Here is a 15,373-nt window from a genome sequence, read left to right on the forward strand (position 1 = left end):
TGAAATAATGGTGACTCACCAAGTGGAAGGTTGATGAGTAATGGGTGATGACATCCGCCGCAATATGGCCCTTTTTCCGATTGGAATCGTGATGAAGCTGACGGACCTGTCTGCCCGTCAAATCCGCTATTACGAGCAGCATGAGCTCATTATGCCTGCGCGCACCTCGGGGAATCAGCGTCTCTTTTCGTTTAACGATGTCGAGCGTTTGCTGGAAATTAAGTCGCTGATTGAGAAGGGCGTGAACATTGCTGGCATCAAGCAAGTTTTGATACCGGTTACTCGCGATTCCGAAGAAGCGACGGTCATTACGGAGCAGACGGAAACGAAACGAAGAGAAATGAACGACCAGCAGCTGCATAAGATGTTGAAGCAGCAGCTATTTGCTGGCCGCCGTCCTGGCAAGGTGTCGCTGATCCAAGGCGAGTTATCAAGGTTTTTCCATCAATAACGCACATAAGGAGAGGATACAGTGAGCTTTACGAGAGAGGACATTTTACGTCAAGCCAAAGAAAGCAACGTTCGTTTTATTCGGTTGCAGTTTACAGATTTGCTCGGCACGATTAAAAACGTCGAAATTCCAGTAAGCCAGTTAGAAAAAGCTCTGGATAACAAAATGATGTTCGACGGTTCCTCAATCGAAGGATATGTTCGGATCGAAGAATCCGACATGTATTTGTATCCCGACCTGAGCACATGGGTTGTGTTCCCGTGGGTAACAGAGGATCGCGTCGCACGCCTCATTTGTGACGTGTATATGCCGGACGGAACACCTTTTGCAGGGGATCCGAGAGGGATTTTGAAGCGTGTTCTGGAGGAAGCCGAAGAGATGGGCTATGCGTCCATGAACGTGGGTCCGGAGCCGGAGTTTTTCCTGTTCAAGACCGATGAAAAAGGCCATCCGACGACAGAATTGAATGATCAGGGCGGTTATTTTGACCTTGCCCCGACCGACTTAGGCGAAAACTGCCGTAGAGAAATCGTACTTACACTGGAAGAAATGGGCTTTGAAATCGAAGCTTCCCACCATGAGGTGGCTCCGGGACAGCACGAAATCGACTTTAAATATGCCGACGCCATTCGTGCGGCGGATCAGATCCAAACGTTTAAGCTTGTCGTAAAGACTGTGGCGCGGAAGCATGGCTTGCACGCAACCTTCATGCCGAAGCCGTTGTTCGGAATGAACGGATCGGGCATGCACTGCCATCAATCGTTGTTTACGGATGAAGGCAATGCGTTCTACGAGGAGTCCGACAAGCTGGGCTTAAGCGAAACCGCTCGTTATTACATGGCCGGCGTACTGCGCCATGCACGTGCTTTCGCTGCCGTTACGAATCCGACGGTCAACTCCTACAAGCGTCTTGTTCCTGGCTATGAAGCACCGGTATATGTTGCTTGGTCGTCCAGCAACCGCAGCCCAATGATTCGAATTCCGGCTTCCCGCGGCTTAAGCACGCGTGTCGAAGTTCGTAACCCGGATCCGGCGGCGAACCCGTACCTTGCTCTTGCGGTTATGCTGAAAGCAGGCCTTGACGGCATTAAAAACAAATATCCGCTTCCTGCACCGGTAGATCGCAATATCTACATCATGTCGGAAGAGGAGCGCGAGGATGCGGGCATCCCAAGCCTTCCGAGCTCCTTGAAGGAAGCAATCGACGAGCTGCTGCGCAGCGATGTAATCTGTGAAGCACTTGGAGACCACGCTCTCGCTCATTTCGTTGAGCTGAAGGAAATTGAGTGGGATATGTACCGCACCCAGGTTCATCCGTGGGAGCGCGACCAGTACATGACGCTGTACTAGGCTTCATTTTCGCAGCTGAGCATGGATCGATCCATGTTGCAATAAGAGACTAAGAAACCCGTAAACGGGCACTTTTCGATGGGTGCTCCTTTACGGGTTTTTGTTCACGGAAGAGAGTCCTTCTTAGTTAAATGGACTAGACATCATAAGCGGATTAGCGATGAAGATAGATAGTTACATGACATGGGGAAAAAGAATCAAAGGGAGAGATCGTGTTGCTTGTACATCTGGGTGAATTTGAGATTGCCACAGGCAAGGTTGTTGTTTCCGATCCATGCTATAAGCTGGGTTCTGATCAAATTTGTATGGGGATGCTCGACCAAGTAGTAAACGGTATGTGGCGGGCGCAGGTAGAAAAGACAGAAGTTCGTGATTGGGGAGAGGTGAACGCCAAAATTACCGCTTATCACCATTCCTTTGTGGAGCAGTTGGATCACTTGTTATGGGTAAAGTGTCCGTTTGTTGTTGGTGTTGACAGCGGGCAAGCGGGGATATTTGATGCGGAAAAATATCGGGTTCCGGATGCCGGTGCACAGTCGGAAGCTTCGGATGCTGACAGTGATTGGTACCTGGCCTGCTGTGATATTACAGAGAGCGCGGAGGAAGCAGGCGTGCTCGAAGGCGGGGTTGTTTCCCGTTCCGGTATGGGGGATGGAGGATACGGCGCCTACTATGCAGTCAACGAACAGCAGCAGGTCATTGCGGTTAAGATCGTGTTTATGAAGGTACCAGAGTGGCAGTAGCATTCATAATATAAAACGGCTTCGTTTCTCGAATGGCAAGTATCCTGTCAAATGATAGGACTTTCCCTTTCGGACGCGAAGCCGTTTCTTTGTTATTGGAGCAGAGTTACCGAATTAATGGACCTGCCGGAACAGCCCGATCACCTTGCCCAAAATTTTTACATTCCGAAGCCGAAGCGGTTCAAATGAAGGATTTTCCGGCTGCAGGCGAACGTGATCCTTTTCTTTATAAAAGGTCTTTACGGTAGCCTCATCATCCTCGGTCATGGCGACGACGATTTCACCATTATTAGCGGTGGCTTGCTGACGGACGATTACGTAATCCCCGTCATGAATTCCTGCCTCGATCATACTGTCGCCCATAACATTCAGCATAAAAACCGAATCTTCTTTGACCATCGTTGTCGGAAGCGGGAAATAATCTTCTATATTCTCTTGTGCCGTAATAGGCAACCCAGCGGTAACTTTGCCCACTACGGGAACCTTTGCAATTGACATGGATAGGATCGGATTCGAAGGATCGTCTGACTCATCCAAAATTTCAATTGCTCTCGGCTTCGTCGGATCGCGGCGAATTAAACCTTTCTTCTCCAGACGATCCAAGTGTCCGTGTACGGTTGAGCTGGAGGCTAATCCGACCGCCTCGCCGATTTCTCGTACGGAAGGAGGGTAACCTTTGGCTCTCACTTCGGTTTTTATAAATTCAAGTATGGCTTGCTGGCGGTTCGAAATTCTGCCCACGTAAAACGTCCCCCCATGATATGGTAATCGTTATCTACTACTATATCACAGAACCTTCGTTCGTACAAACATAGGTTCGTTCATTAAAAAAACACAGGGGAACATTTGTTCTAAATTTTTGTTGACTAGAACGTTTGTTCGTGTTATTATAGCTTATATAACGAACAAACGTTTGGGGGATGTTATTATGACGTATACTTCTACCAATTCCATTCGGAAGAAAACCTATTTTAAGATTAAAACTTCAACGGTCAGGTTGTTTATTATAGCGCTTTTTATGCTTGTTCTTTTCAGCTTTACCATGATATTGTCGGCCTTTGCCAATTCGAATGAGCGTTTACCGTCGTCCGATCCTTCTCTAGAGGCGGTGAATCGCACTGGTGTGGTTGATGCTAGTTCCAAGTCAACTGTGAAGCCGGGAAAAACCGTTTATATTTCACCTGGAGAAACCTTGTGGTCAATCGCGGAACGTTATGCTCCTGACCATATGGATAAACGAGCTTATATCCATGAGCTTAAAAAGTTAAATCAAATGAAGAGCAGCTCGATAACCGTCGGGCAAAAGCTTGTTCTTCCTTAATAAAGCGTATGCTTTCTAAAGACTGTAGCCACAGCTCCTGCCTAAGGGGCTTTTTTTGTTTTTCACCCTTTTCTGTTTCTTGACATTCTCTACGGGGCATGTCAAAGTAAGGGGGATGAAAAAGGAGGACAAGCAGCATGGATGACGCAATGATTCAAAGAATTAACGAGCTTTCCCGCAAGAAAAAGACGATCGGATTAACGACCGACGAAGCGATGGAGCAAGCGGAGCTTCGCCGGAAATATATAGATGCTTTTAAGGCCTCGTTAAGGCAGCAGCTGGACAATATTGAATTTGTCGACGAAGAGCCGAAGCAAAAGCCTCATTAATACAAGGATCGGTCCACAAGGGCGGGACGGAATTGTTAATACATTAATCGAAGCAATTGGAGAACGCCGACTATATGATTTTATTGCATGGAGGAATTCGAGTTGTCGCGTAAATGGGAAAGGCTTGTAGAGAAAAATCAGAAGGCTGTAAATAAACAGCGTATCAAATCGGGCAAGCAGGCGATCCAGCCTAAATCGGGCGATGAAGAGATGGAGAAGTTCATCGGGCGGCAATGGTTAATTCCGCTGCTGCTTGTCGGGGCCTCAGTTGTATTTGCTTTTATATTTAACGGCGCCTACACAGCGGATTACTTGTACTGGGTAACGATTGCGATGTATGCGGCTCTCGGCTTATTTCATTATTTTGTACGCCGGCCCTTCATTAAGATCGGCAAAAATCGTCTCTCCCTAGTTAAGTATGGAAGAGAGCGTTTCTTCGATGCGGCGGATATTAAGTCGATTTCCGTAGCGCCTGGTACTGCTGTTATTGAGGTGAAGGAAAAAAATGCGAAGTTCAAGCTGTCCAAGACAATGCAGCGGCTGCCTATCGACCAAATTGCCGCTCGTTTGGCTTCGTTTGCACGGCGGCATTCCATTGCGTTCCATGATCCGAGCGGAATGGCTGCCGATAAATAGGGGAGGGATCACTGTTGGCGATTCAGGCGGTTTTATTTGATTTGGACGATACGCTCTTATGGGATGAGCGCAGCGTGGAAGAGGCGTTTCGGGCGACATGCCAGACGGCTCAGCAGCAAGTTGGAGTCGATCCGGTAGAGCTGGAGAAATGCGTGAGAGAAGAAGCGCGCCGAATTTATTCGAGCTATGAAACGTTTGCGTTTACACAAATGATTGGCATCAACCCTTTTGAAGGGCTTTGGGCTCATTTTACCGGAGGCAATCTTCCCGAGTTTCGAAAGCTTGAGCAGCTGGCTCCTGGTTATCGTACGGCTGCCTGGACCGAGGGTTTAAAGCGGCTTGGCGTGGAGGATGCGGAGTTAGGCGCAAAGCTGGGTGAGCAATTCGGTGCAGAGCGCCGGGCAAGACCTCTCACATACGAGGAAACCTTTGAGGTGCTTGATACGTTAAAGTCCAAATACCGTCTTCTCCTCCTTACAAACGGTGCGCCCGATTTACAGCAGGAAAAGCTTGACGGCGTTCCGAAGCTAGCAGCATATTTTGAGCACATTGTGATTTCCGGCAATTTCGGCCGTGGAAAGCCTGACCCGGATTTATTCCATCACGCCATCGGCTTGCTGGGGATTTCGCCAGAAGAGGGCGTAATGATTGGCGACAAGCTGACGACGGATATTTTGGGCTCCAACCGGATCGGCATGCGCAACATTTGGATTAATCATCACAACGTGCAGCGTTCGGGTGAAATCGAGCCGGTTTACGAAGTAAAGCGTCTGCGCGATATTTTGCCGATTATTGAGTCCTTATAATATTTTGTAAAAGAGAAGAGGCGCTGGCCCACATGGAGGGCGGCGCTTTTTTGCTGCAAAGTTTATCTCCAAAGCCAATGAGATAAGTTAGAATTGGGCAATAAAAAAGTCCTCGAGCAATAGCTCAAGGACTTCACATGAACACGTTAGTTAAATGGGCCTGCCGAAGATTACTTTTGGAATGCAGGGTCGGCAAACGGATGAGCGATCCAGCCTTCGGTTTCGATAAACAGGCGAACGGCTACGATTTTACGGTCGGACATGAGGGTGAAGAAGTGTGCCGTGCCTTCTGGTACGGAAATAACATCGCCTGCGGAAAGCTCTACGTCAAAGTAACCGACGTCGTCGGAGCCCTTGATGATGAAAATGCCGTTGCCCGCAGTAATCGCGCGAACCTCGTCCTCGGTATGGGTATGAACATTTTCAAACTTCTTGAGAAGCTCTTCAATGTTTGGCGTTGCCTCGGACAAAGCGATGACGTCCCAAGTGCGGTAGCCGCGGCGGCCGGCTAGGTCGCGGATTTCGCTATCGAAGGTGCTCAGGATTTGCTGCTTTTCCTCGTCGGAAAGCACGAATTTCTCTTGAAGATCGGCCGGAAGCTTGGAAGCGTCCCAGTGTTCGTAAAGAACACCCTGGTTATTCAGGAACTCCTTTACGTTTTCTTCGCCGGAAATATATTGATCCGTATTACGGATACGTACTTTTGCCATCTAAATTCCCCTCTTTACAGTTAAGATTTTACACGTATTATATAGCAATACAAAGTTGCTGTCGATCTGTGAATGTGAAACATTTTCAAATTCCGAGTATTTTGCTAAACTATAAAGAATAACGTCGGTTAGGAAGCAGGGATATTGATGAGTAAGAGAACATTACAAGAGCAACTACAGAACAAAATTTTAATCCTAGACGGCGCGATGGGCACGATGATCCAGCAGGCCGACCTTACTGCGGACGATTTCGGCGGCGAGGAATTTGACGGCTGCAACGAGCTGCTTGTCGTGACGCGTCCTGACGTGATCTCCCGCATTCATGAGCAGTATTTTGAAGCGGGTGCCGATATCATTGAAACGAATACGTTCGGCGCGACTAGCGTCGTTTTGGCTGAATATGATATTCCCGGCCGGGCACGGGAGCTGAACCTGGCGGCGGCGCGCCTTGCGGTAGAGGCGGCAAATAAGTACAGCACGCCGGAGTGGCCGCGTTATGTGGCGGGTGCGCTCGGACCGACGACGAAAACGCTGTCGGTTACCGGCGGCGTCACGTTTGATGAGCTTGTCGAGAGCTATTATGAGCAGACGATCACATTAATTGAGGGCGGCGTCGATGCGATTCTCATTGAGACGAGCCAGGATACGCTGAACGTGAAGGCGGCGGGGATCGCCGTGCAGCGCGCTTTTGAAGAGTCCGGCAAGAAGCTGCCGGTGATGATTTCCGGTACGATTGAGCCGATGGGCACGACCTTGGCGGGACAAAACATCGAAGCGTTCTACATTTCGCTTGAGCATTTAAAGCCGGTTTCGGTCGGCCTGAACTGTGCGACGGGACCGGAATTTATGAAGGATCATATTCGTTCGCTTTCCGCGATTGCGCAAACGGCGGTAAGCTGTTACCCGAATGCGGGGCTGCCGGACGAGAACGGCCATTACCACGAATCGCCGGAGTCCTTAGCGAAGAAGATGGCCGGCTTTGCCGAGCAGGGCTGGCTGAACATTGCCGGCGGTTGCTGCGGAACGACGCCGGACCATATCCGCGCGATGGCGGAGACGCTGAAGCACTACAAGCCGCGTCTCGCTTACGGCGACCATCCTCCGGCGGTCAGCGGCATCGAGACGGTGTACGTCGAGGACGAGGCACGGCCGCTGATGGTCGGCGAGCGCACGAACGTGCTCGGCTCGCGGAAGTTTAAGCGCCTCATTGCCGAAGGCAAGTATGAGGAGGCGTCCGAGATTGCGCGTGCGCAGGTAAAGAGCGGCGCGCATGTCATCGACGTCTGCGTGCAGGATCCGGACCGCGACGAGGCGGAGGATATGGAAAAGTTCCTTGAGCACGTCGTGAAGAAGGTCAAGGCGCCTCTCGTGATTGATACGACGGACGCCAGCGTGATTGAGCTTGCGCTGAAATTTTCGCAGGGCAAGGCGATCATTAACTCCATTAACCTTGAGGATGGAGAAGAGAAGTTCGAGAAGGTGACGCCGCTCATTCACAAGTACGGTGCAGCTGCGGTCGTCGGAACGATCGACGAGCGGGGCATGGCGGTGAAGGCGTCGGACAAGCTGGAGGTCGCGAAACGCTCCTACGACCTGCTTGTCAATAAATATGGCATGAACCCGCGGGACATTATTTTTGATCCGCTGGTGTTCCCGGTTGGAACAGGGGACGAGACCTATATCGGCTCGGCGAAGGAGACCATTGAGGGTCTGCGGATCATCCACGAGGCGTTGCCTGAAGTTTCCACGATCCTCGGGGTCAGCAACGTATCGTTCGGCCTTCCGCCGGCTGGCCGCGAGGTGCTGAATGCGGTGTTCTTGTATCACTGCACGAAGGCAGGCTTAACGTACGCGATCGTCAACACGGAGAAGCTTGAGCGGTATGCGTCGATACCGGACGAAGAAAAACGGCTTGCGGAAGAAATTATTTTTAACACGAACGATGAGACTGTTGCAGAATTTGTCGCTTATTTCCGCGAGAAGAAGGTTGTCGTTAAGGAAAAAGCGTCCAATCTATCGCTGGAAGAGCGCATCAGCTCTTACGTGGTGGAGGGCACAAAGGAAGGGCTGGTGCCTGACCTTGATGAGGCGCTGCAAAAATATACGCCGCTTGAAATTATTAACGGCCCGCTGATGACGGGGATGGACGAGGTTGGGCGGTTGTTTAACAACAACGAGCTGATCGTTGCCGAGGTGCTGCAGAGCGCAGAGGTAATGAAAGCGGCGGTTGCCCATCTGGAGCCGTTTATGGAGAAGTCGGAGTCCTCGGTCAAGGGGAAAATCCTGCTCGCTACGGTAAAAGGCGATGTGCATGACATCGGCAAAAACCTGGTTGAAATCATTTTGACCAACAACGGGTACCACATCGTGAACCTCGGCATTAAGGTGCCGCCGGAGCAGCTGATTGAAGCGTACCGCAAGGAAAAGCCGGATGCGATCGGCTTGTCCGGCTTGCTCGTAAAGTCGGCGCAGCAGATGGTTACGACCGCGCAGGATTTAAAAGCGGCCGGCATCGATGTGCCTATTCTTGTGGGCGGTGCGGCATTGACCCGGAAGTTTACGAAAACCCGTATTCAGCCAGAGTACGACGGTGCCGTTCTATACGCGAAGGACGCGATGGACGGACTTGATATCGCGAACAAGCTTTCCAATCCGGAGCATCGCAAGCGGCTTATTGAAGAGCTGCGTGAAAGCCTCGAATCCGATGTGCAGGTCGGTGGGCGCAAGGCTAGCCAAGAGCTGCCGAAGCTGACGCGCGTCAAGGATTCCAAGGTTTCGCGAGACGTTCCGGTACGGATGCCGCCGGATCTTGAGCGCCACGTGCTGCGCGATTACCCGATCAGCCATCTGCTGCCTTACGTAAACATGCAGATGCTGCTCGGCCACCACCTTGGATTGAAGGGGAAGGTGGAGAAGCTGCTGGCCGAGAAGGACGCAAAGGCGGTTGAGCTGAAGGAAGTCGTTGACGATATTTACCGCGAAGCGATGAGCTCGGGACTGCTCAAGGCACATGGCATGTACCGCTTCTTCCCGGCCCAGTCCAAGGGCGAAGAAATATATATTTACGATCCGGAAGATCACAGCCGCGTGATCGAAACGTTTACGTTCCCTCGCCAATCGGTGGAGCCGTTCCTTTGCCTTGCGGATTACATTCGTTCGGTAGACAGCGGGGAAATGGATTATGTCGGCTTCCTCGTTGTAACGGCTGGACATGGCGTGCGTGAAAAGGCGCAGGAGCTGCGCGAAAAAGGCGATTACCTTCGTTCCCACGCGCTCCAAGCGGCGGCGCTGGAAACGGCGGAGGGCTTCGCCGAGCGTATCCACCATATGATGCGCGATGTATGGGGAATCCCGGATCCGGCAAACATGACGATGCAGGAAGTGTTTGGCGCCCGTTATACCGGGCAGCGCTTCTCATTCGGTTACCCGGCGTGTCCGGACTTGGAGGATCAAGCGCAGCTGTTCCGGCTGTTGAAGCCGGACAGCATCGGCGTCGAATTGACGGACGGCTTTATGATGGAGCCGGAGGCGTCGGTCAGCGCGATTGTATTCGCTCACCCGGAAGCGCGTTATTTCAATGTAGATAAGGCGGAGTGATCCTGGTGGATTTATATTTCCTTGGAACCGGAGCGGGAATTCCTTCTACGCAGCGCAATGTAACCTCCATTGTGCTGCGCCTGCTTGACGAGCGGGGCACGATCTGGATGTTTGACTGCGGCGAAGGAACCCAGCAGCAGGTGCTGGCCTCTCCGATTAAGCTGGGTAAGCTGGAGAAGCTGTTTATTACCCATTTGCATGGCGATCACCTATACGGCCTGCCCGGCGCGCTGACGAGCCGCTCCTACCAAGGCGGCGATACTCCCCTGACGGTTTACGGACCGCAGGGGCTTCGTCGTTTTGTGGAGACGGCGTTGGAGGTCAGCGGGGCGCATCTGAGCTACGACCTGCATATCGAGGAACTGCAGTCGCCCGGGCTCGTCTTCGAGGACGAGCAGTTTGCCGTCTATGCGGACGAGCTCGACCATCGCATCGTCTGCTACGGCTACCGCGTTGAGCAGAAGCCTTTGCCCGGCCCGCTGCTGTCGGATAAGCTGAAGGCGGACGGGGTCAAGCCCGGCCCGGTTTACGCGCAGCTGAAGCAGGGCCGGGACGTAACGCTGCCGGACGGGCGCGTGCTGGCCAGCAGCGACTACGTCGGGCAGCCGGTGCCGGGCCGCATCGTCACGGTGCTCGGCGACACGCGCCCCTGCGAGGCGGCCGTGCGGCTTGCGCGGGACTGCAGCGTGCTCGTGCACGAGGCGACCTTCGCCGAGCAGCACCGGGAGCTGGCGCACCAATATTATCACGCCACTGCGGGAGATGCTGCCCGGGCGGCGGCCGAGGCGGGAGCGAAGGCGCTGGTGCTGACGCATATTAGCTCCCGGTATCAAGGCGACGCGGCGGATATGCTGCTGGCAGAGGCGCAGCTGCATTTTGCCGAGACGAAGCTGGCCAGCGACCTATGGAGCTGTACAATCCCTTAGAAATCAAACAAAATCTTTACAATGGCGAAACGATCCGTTAACCGTTCCTTGTTACCCTTTACACAGGCTCTGTATGCAGACCTGCGGCAAAGGGTATTTCTTTTGCCCTGAGGGCTGTATGGCGGGACCGATCATCGAAGAGATCTCCGTTCAGCGAGGAAATTATAAGCATGTTGGAGGGATGACACATGGATACGGGAAGTCATTTGTTGTTTGGGGCTACGCTGGCAGGCCTTGCCTGCGTGGATGCGGCAGTAGCGGGGAGCGGGGCGCTTTTTGCAGCGGTATTAACGGGGACGTTGATCGGATCGCATGCGCCTGATTTTGATACGTTCGCCCGTTTACGGGGGATGGAGGCGTATATCCGAACCCATCGGGGAATTACGCATTCCTTGCCGGCCTTATTCCTGTGGGCGCTTGTCATTGGGCTTCCGGTCGCTTTCGGGTACGGGGTGATGAATGAGTTTTGGCATGTGTACGGCTGGACATTGGTGGCCGTCGTGCTGCATGTGTTTTTGGATTTATGCAACGCGTACGGTGTGCAGTGCCTGCGCCCGTTTACTCGGAAATGGCTTCATTTGGACGTGTTAAGCCTGCATGAGCCGTTTTTCCTCGTCATTCATGCCGGTGCGCTGGGCTGGTGGCTCTGGTCGGGCAAAGCGCAGGCAGCTCTTTTTATAACGCTCTACGCCATCACATTTGCCTATATTGCATTACAATATTTGCATCGGCAGCGGCTGCTCCGCAAAGTGCGCCGAGCGCTCGGACTGCGGGGTGTCTACCACCTGCTTCCCACTTTGCATTGGTTTCATTGGCAGTTTGTGCTTGAAACCGATGACGCTTTTCATACCGGCTTTATTCAATACGGACGGGTGAACCGTGTTGAGGTCCTGGCAAAAGGGGAACGCAATCCGGTCATTGAGGCGACGCTTCAGCTGGATGGAGTGCGCACGTTTTTTTATTTTGCGAAGCGGATTCATTGTGTTTGTACGGAAGCGTCGGACGGATATGTCGTCAAATGGCGTGATGTGCGTTTCTGGCACAACGGGCGTCTTCCCTTCGGTGTGGATGTAAAGCTGGACCGCAATCTAAATGTGGTGGAGTCTCAGCTGGGCTGGAACAAGAAGGCTTGGCAGGGGCCTTACGTGTAAGGAGGCTGCTGCAGCCCAGCAGCCACCGTTCCATATGAAGCGGCTGCCGGCGGGCGGTCCGCTGTTCCTCCTGCTGACGCTGAAACTCTTGTTCTTTTTCATAAACGTATGTGTGTAAGTCTTGACCTAACATGTTGGTTCCCTCCAGTGTTGATGTGCATTTAGGATATGCACTTGGTGTCGTGTCGTTCTTGATGCCAATTGTACTGGAGCGGCAAAAAGAAAAAAGGTCAAAAACGTGCTGCATCTTTTCACTTTTTCTTGTGTTGCGTAGCCCTTATGATGAGATTACAAGGGGTGATAGGTGGATGCAGCTTGCTTCGCATTATTTGCAATTGCGCAAGAGCTTCAGCGGCTTTCGGCAAAGACAACCATTTAAAACGAGGGTAGAGGAAATCGCGGGAGCGCTGTACTGCTCGGAACGGAATGTGAAGGTGATTGTGAAGCGCCTTGCGAGTGAAGGCTGGATCGAATGGAAGCCGGGCAGGGGGCGAGGGATCGGCTCGACGTTAACGTTTCTTGCCGACGCCCAGCACATTTTGCTCCAGGAAGCCCAGGCGCTCGTTCGCCAAGGACAGCTCCAGGACGCGCTTTCTCTTTTAAAAGAATACGATCAAAGCTCGGATTTGAAGGCGACCTTCATGAACTGGCTCGGCGAATATATGGGGTATCATGAGGAAAGCATGCCGGAGCTTCCAAGAGATACATTGCGTATTCCGATGTCCGGTAAAATTATTTCGCTTGACCCGGCCTACGGGGTGTACTCCTTTGAGGGGCATTTGGCGAGGCAGGTTTACGATACACTCATGGTTTACAACTCGAAGCGCGGGGCCGTTGAGGGGCGGCTTGCGCATCATATGGAGCACTCGCCGGATTGGACGCGCTGGACCTTTCATTTGCGAAAAGGAGTAATGTTCCATCATGGCCGCGAATTGAACGCTGAGGATGTTGTGTTCACGTTTGAGCGCTTACTGCGGGAAGGGCATTACCGGCGTATGTTTGCTTTCATCGATCGGGTGGAAGCGTACGGAAAATATACGGTTCATTTTTTGCTTCGTAAGCCGAATGTGCTGTTTCCTCGGTTTTTATGTGCGATTATGACTTCTATTCTCCCAAGAGATGTTGTAGAGAAGCAGGTGCATTCGATCGATATGGAACCGGTGGGTACGGGCCCGTTCAAAAATGTAGAAATGCAGCGATCGCGTTTTATTCTGGAAGCGAATCCGGTTTATTTTTCGGGGAGGCCCTTTCTGGACCGGCTTGAGTTTTATCTCATGCCGAGCAAGAGTGAGGATTGTCAAAGAGACGCTAAATGGAGGAAGCTTGTAACGCTTTCCGATATTCCTTCACTTAAAGAGGCGCGGGACGGTCTTGTCGCTCATGGAAAGAGCTACTGCAGCTCCACGATCTCGTTGAATGTGAATAAGCCCGGACCCCAGCAGTGTGTGAAGTTCCGCCAGGCTCTTCGCAGAGGGCTTAACCGGATGGCGCTGCTGCAGCTTGCCGAGTTGGATGCGTGGACGCCGGCTACCGGTTTTCGTGCCCCTATTCAAGCATATAAATTCGATATAGAGTACGATTTTGCAGAGGCGAAGCAGCTGCTTCAGCAATCCAACTATGCTGGGGAAGTATTTATGCTTGGCACAGCGTCTTGTATGGTAGGGGCTGCCAAGATCATCCAACATCAAATGGAAGCGCTCGGGATCAGGATGGAATATGTTGAGCTGGATAGTGAATCGATGGTCCAACCGGAATCGATGCTAAAGATGGATGGAGTGCTTTGCGGGGTAATCCTTGACGAGGATGAGGTTACTCTAATGGAGGTCTTTACCGCTGATTATAGTAAGGTGTATCACCATTTAAGTCCTTCGATTCGGGACCAAGTACTCCATTTGTTTGAAGCGGCGATGGGGGAACCGAATGACATGGCCCGTTCTCAAATTTTCGATGAGATTGAGCAGCAGCTGCGAGACGAAGCGCTCGTTCTTTTTTTGACCCATAATCGGCATTCAACGGTATATCATCCTTCCTTGGAAGGGGTTCAGCATAATTCACTAGGATACATTGATTACAAGGATATTTGGATTCGTCCTACGTTTCCAGCACAGTAAGTTTCAACGAATGTGTTGACTGCGTTCCTTTCCAAGTGGTTTACTATGAGGAGTAGGATTCATTCAAAACGGAATACAGTGCAAAGCTAAAGCATAGCGGCCATTTCTGATTTCAGAGAATTGGCCGTTTTTTTATGCAAAAAATGATATACCGTAGAAAGGGATTTTGATATGAACCTCGAAATTTCATTGTTATTGTTTGTGTCATGGTTTGCGTTAATGGGAAGCGGGGCGGGTTTCTTCGTAAGTAAGGCTGCAGATCAGCTTTGTATAAAGGGGTATGGTCACAGAGGAGAACCAAATCGTCCGTATGCGGATACGATGATCGGTCGTTTGAGCGGGTCGATAAACGATAACAAGCGGGTGTTAGTAGTGGGGGCGTTACACGGCCTGCTGTATGGCGCCGCAGCCTTCCTGTTCGGACCGGTCCCGGAGCTGCTGGCCGCGCTGCTTCTTGTATCCGTATTACTCTTTGTTACGCAGACGGATATAACGATACATATCATTCCTGATAAAATGATTGCATACGGAAGCATGGTTATTTTTATGGTACGACTATGGATACATCCTCTGCCGTGGTGGGACTATTTTGCCGCATCGTTACTTGGGTTTTTGCTCATGTATACATTCGCGTGGATCAGCCGGGGAGGTGTGGGCGGCGGTGATATTAAGCTTTACTTATTTCTTGGGTTGGTGCTTGGGATTGAAGCGATGTTGTGGTCGTTATTTCTCGCTGTTTTCCTCGGAGGGATCGCGAGCGGTCTGCTTCTGCTAACGAGGAAATTTTCACGCCATTATATGCTTCCATTCGGTCCTTTTATCGCCGCAGGCTCCCTTCTTTCTTATTTTTATTTTGGAGCAATAAGAGTCACGTCAATTGACAGCTTTTGGTTATGAGTTTCTTCCGGCGCGGGTACAATAAAGATAGCCTGAGTAATGAAGGAGGAAGCGACGTGGATTTGACGAACCAGGATTGGGCGACCATTGAACAAGCGTTACGAGAAGCGATTCATTCCGGATCCGATTACCGAAAGATTATGAATTATCGTTCCGTGCTGACGAAGCTGCATTCTGTCCATCCTAATGATTTTGAAGCTTACACTGCAGGTAGTGGTGAACAAAAAGGCGGATTTGGCAGCATGCCTGAGCTCGATGGTTTCCGGTACGACTACGATGACAATTCCGAGCTTCGTTAATACTTTCCCGGGAAAGCGCACAATGCGACAAATTCCTTCTCGGTGA

The 15,373-nt window shown here is 51.5% G+C and carries 15 protein-coding genes; 13 read left to right on the plus strand and 2 right to left on the minus strand.

What is annotated here, in order from left to right; genetic code table 11:
- Positions 1–40 precede the first annotated feature (40 nt).
- The 3 genes from GQS10_RS10145 to GQS10_RS10155 all read left to right on the plus strand — a co-directional run bounded on the left by GQS10_RS10145 (position 41) and on the right by GQS10_RS10155 (position 2,544).
- Positions 41–451 (plus strand): MerR family transcriptional regulator, encoded by a 411-nt coding sequence (locus GQS10_RS10145; protein WP_166241645.1) that lies wholly within the window; start codon positions 41–43, stop codon positions 449–451.
- A gap of 21 nt (positions 452–472) precedes the next feature.
- Positions 473–1,801, plus strand: a complete 1,329-nt coding sequence (gene glnA / locus GQS10_RS10150) for a type I glutamate--ammonia ligase (RefSeq protein ID WP_166241647.1) — start codon at positions 473–475, stop codon at positions 1,799–1,801.
- Between the two features lie 215 nt (positions 1,802–2,016).
- Positions 2,017–2,544, plus strand: coding sequence for a DUF4241 domain-containing protein (locus GQS10_RS10155; RefSeq protein ID WP_166241649.1), 528 nt, complete (start codon positions 2,017–2,019; stop codon positions 2,542–2,544).
- A 114-nt stretch (positions 2,545–2,658) separates the two neighbouring features.
- Here the strand turns inward: GQS10_RS10155 and lexA are convergent, their stop codons facing one another.
- Positions 2,659–3,285 (minus strand): transcriptional repressor LexA, encoded by a 627-nt coding sequence (lexA, locus tag GQS10_RS10160; protein ID WP_166241651.1) that lies wholly within the window; start codon positions 3,283–3,285, stop codon positions 2,659–2,661.
- Positions 3,286–3,472: 187 nt separating this feature from the next.
- On the opposite strand from lexA, the gene GQS10_RS10165 reads away from it, so the two are divergent.
- The 4 genes from GQS10_RS10165 (at position 3,473) to GQS10_RS10180 (ending at position 5,636) form a co-directional block, all read left to right on the plus strand.
- Positions 3,473–3,865 (plus strand): LysM peptidoglycan-binding domain-containing protein, encoded by a 393-nt coding sequence (locus GQS10_RS10165; protein ID WP_243735092.1) that lies wholly within the window; start codon positions 3,473–3,475, stop codon positions 3,863–3,865.
- Positions 3,866–4,002: 137 nt separating this feature from the next.
- Entirely contained in the window at positions 4,003–4,194 is a 192-nt protein-coding gene (locus tag GQS10_RS10170) for a DUF896 domain-containing protein (protein ID WP_166241653.1), read from the plus strand.
- A gap of 102 nt (positions 4,195–4,296) precedes the next feature.
- On the plus strand, positions 4,297–4,830 hold the full coding sequence (locus GQS10_RS10175) for a hypothetical protein (RefSeq protein ID WP_166241655.1): 534 nt from the start codon (positions 4,297–4,299) through the stop codon (positions 4,828–4,830).
- Positions 4,831–4,844: 14 nt separating this feature from the next.
- Complete coding sequence (locus GQS10_RS10180) at positions 4,845–5,636, plus strand: HAD family hydrolase (RefSeq protein WP_166241657.1); 792 nt, start codon at positions 4,845–4,847, stop codon at positions 5,634–5,636.
- 170 nt (positions 5,637–5,806) lie between these two features.
- On the opposite strand, the gene GQS10_RS10185 is transcribed toward GQS10_RS10180, so the two are convergent.
- Positions 5,807–6,346 carry a 1,2-dihydroxy-3-keto-5-methylthiopentene dioxygenase gene (locus GQS10_RS10185; RefSeq protein WP_166241659.1) on the minus strand — a complete coding sequence of 180 codons (540 nt, stop codon included), beginning with the start codon at positions 6,344–6,346 and terminating at the stop codon, positions 5,807–5,809.
- A gap of 147 nt (positions 6,347–6,493) precedes the next feature.
- On the opposite strand from GQS10_RS10185, the gene metH reads away from it, so the two are divergent.
- From metH to GQS10_RS10215, 6 genes are all read left to right on the plus strand, one after another.
- On the plus strand, positions 6,494–9,943 hold the full coding sequence (metH, locus tag GQS10_RS10190; protein ID WP_166241661.1) for a methionine synthase: 3,450 nt from the start codon (positions 6,494–6,496) through the stop codon (positions 9,941–9,943).
- A 5-nt stretch (positions 9,944–9,948) separates the two neighbouring features.
- The gene (gene rnz / locus GQS10_RS10195) at positions 9,949–10,869 is read left to right on the plus strand and encodes a ribonuclease Z (protein ID WP_166241663.1); all 921 of its coding nucleotides are present in this window, start codon (positions 9,949–9,951) and stop codon (positions 10,867–10,869) included.
- Between the two features lie 188 nt (positions 10,870–11,057).
- Positions 11,058–12,020, plus strand: coding sequence for a metal-dependent hydrolase (locus tag GQS10_RS10200; RefSeq protein WP_166241679.1), 963 nt, complete (start codon positions 11,058–11,060; stop codon positions 12,018–12,020).
- 308 nt (positions 12,021–12,328) lie between these two features.
- The gene (locus tag GQS10_RS10205; RefSeq protein WP_166241681.1) at positions 12,329–14,131 is read left to right on the plus strand and encodes an ABC transporter substrate-binding protein; all 1,803 of its coding nucleotides are present in this window, start codon (positions 12,329–12,331) and stop codon (positions 14,129–14,131) included.
- Positions 14,132–14,302: 171 nt separating this feature from the next.
- On the plus strand, positions 14,303–15,028 hold the full coding sequence (locus GQS10_RS10210; RefSeq protein ID WP_166241683.1) for a prepilin peptidase: 726 nt from the start codon (positions 14,303–14,305) through the stop codon (positions 15,026–15,028).
- A 56-nt stretch (positions 15,029–15,084) separates the two neighbouring features.
- Positions 15,085–15,327 carry a hypothetical protein gene (locus GQS10_RS10215; protein WP_166241685.1) on the plus strand — a complete coding sequence of 81 codons (243 nt, stop codon included), beginning with the start codon at positions 15,085–15,087 and terminating at the stop codon, positions 15,325–15,327.
- Positions 15,328–15,373: the final 46 nt, after the last annotated feature.

Origin of the sequence: Paenibacillus turpanensis (assembly GCF_011421635.1) — a bacterium.
Taxonomy (GTDB): domain Bacteria; phylum Bacillota; class Bacilli; order Paenibacillales; family YIM-B00363; genus Paenibacillus_AK; species Paenibacillus_AK turpanensis.

Coding starts and splice junctions, on each gene's coding strand:
- GQS10_RS10210 (WP_166241683.1), top strand. CDS start 14,303: ATGAACCTCGAAATTTCATTGTTATTGTTTGTGTCATGGTTTGCGTTA.
- GQS10_RS10200 (WP_166241679.1), top strand. CDS start 11,058: ATGGATACGGGAAGTCATTTGTTGTTTGGGGCTACGCTGGCAGGCCTT.
- GQS10_RS10145 (WP_166241645.1), top strand. CDS start 41: ATGGGTGATGACATCCGCCGCAATATGGCCCTTTTTCCGATTGGAATC.
- GQS10_RS10170 (WP_166241653.1), top strand. CDS start 4,003: ATGGATGACGCAATGATTCAAAGAATTAACGAGCTTTCCCGCAAGAAA.
- metH (WP_166241661.1), top strand. CDS start 6,494: ATGAGTAAGAGAACATTACAAGAGCAACTACAGAACAAAATTTTAATC.
- GQS10_RS10185 (WP_166241659.1), bottom strand. CDS start 6,346: ATGGCAAAAGTACGTATCCGTAATACGGATCAATATATTTCCGGCGAA.
- GQS10_RS10165 (WP_243735092.1), top strand. CDS start 3,473: ATGACGTATACTTCTACCAATTCCATTCGGAAGAAAACCTATTTTAAG.
- GQS10_RS10205 (WP_166241681.1), top strand. CDS start 12,329: ATGCAGCTTGCTTCGCATTATTTGCAATTGCGCAAGAGCTTCAGCGGC.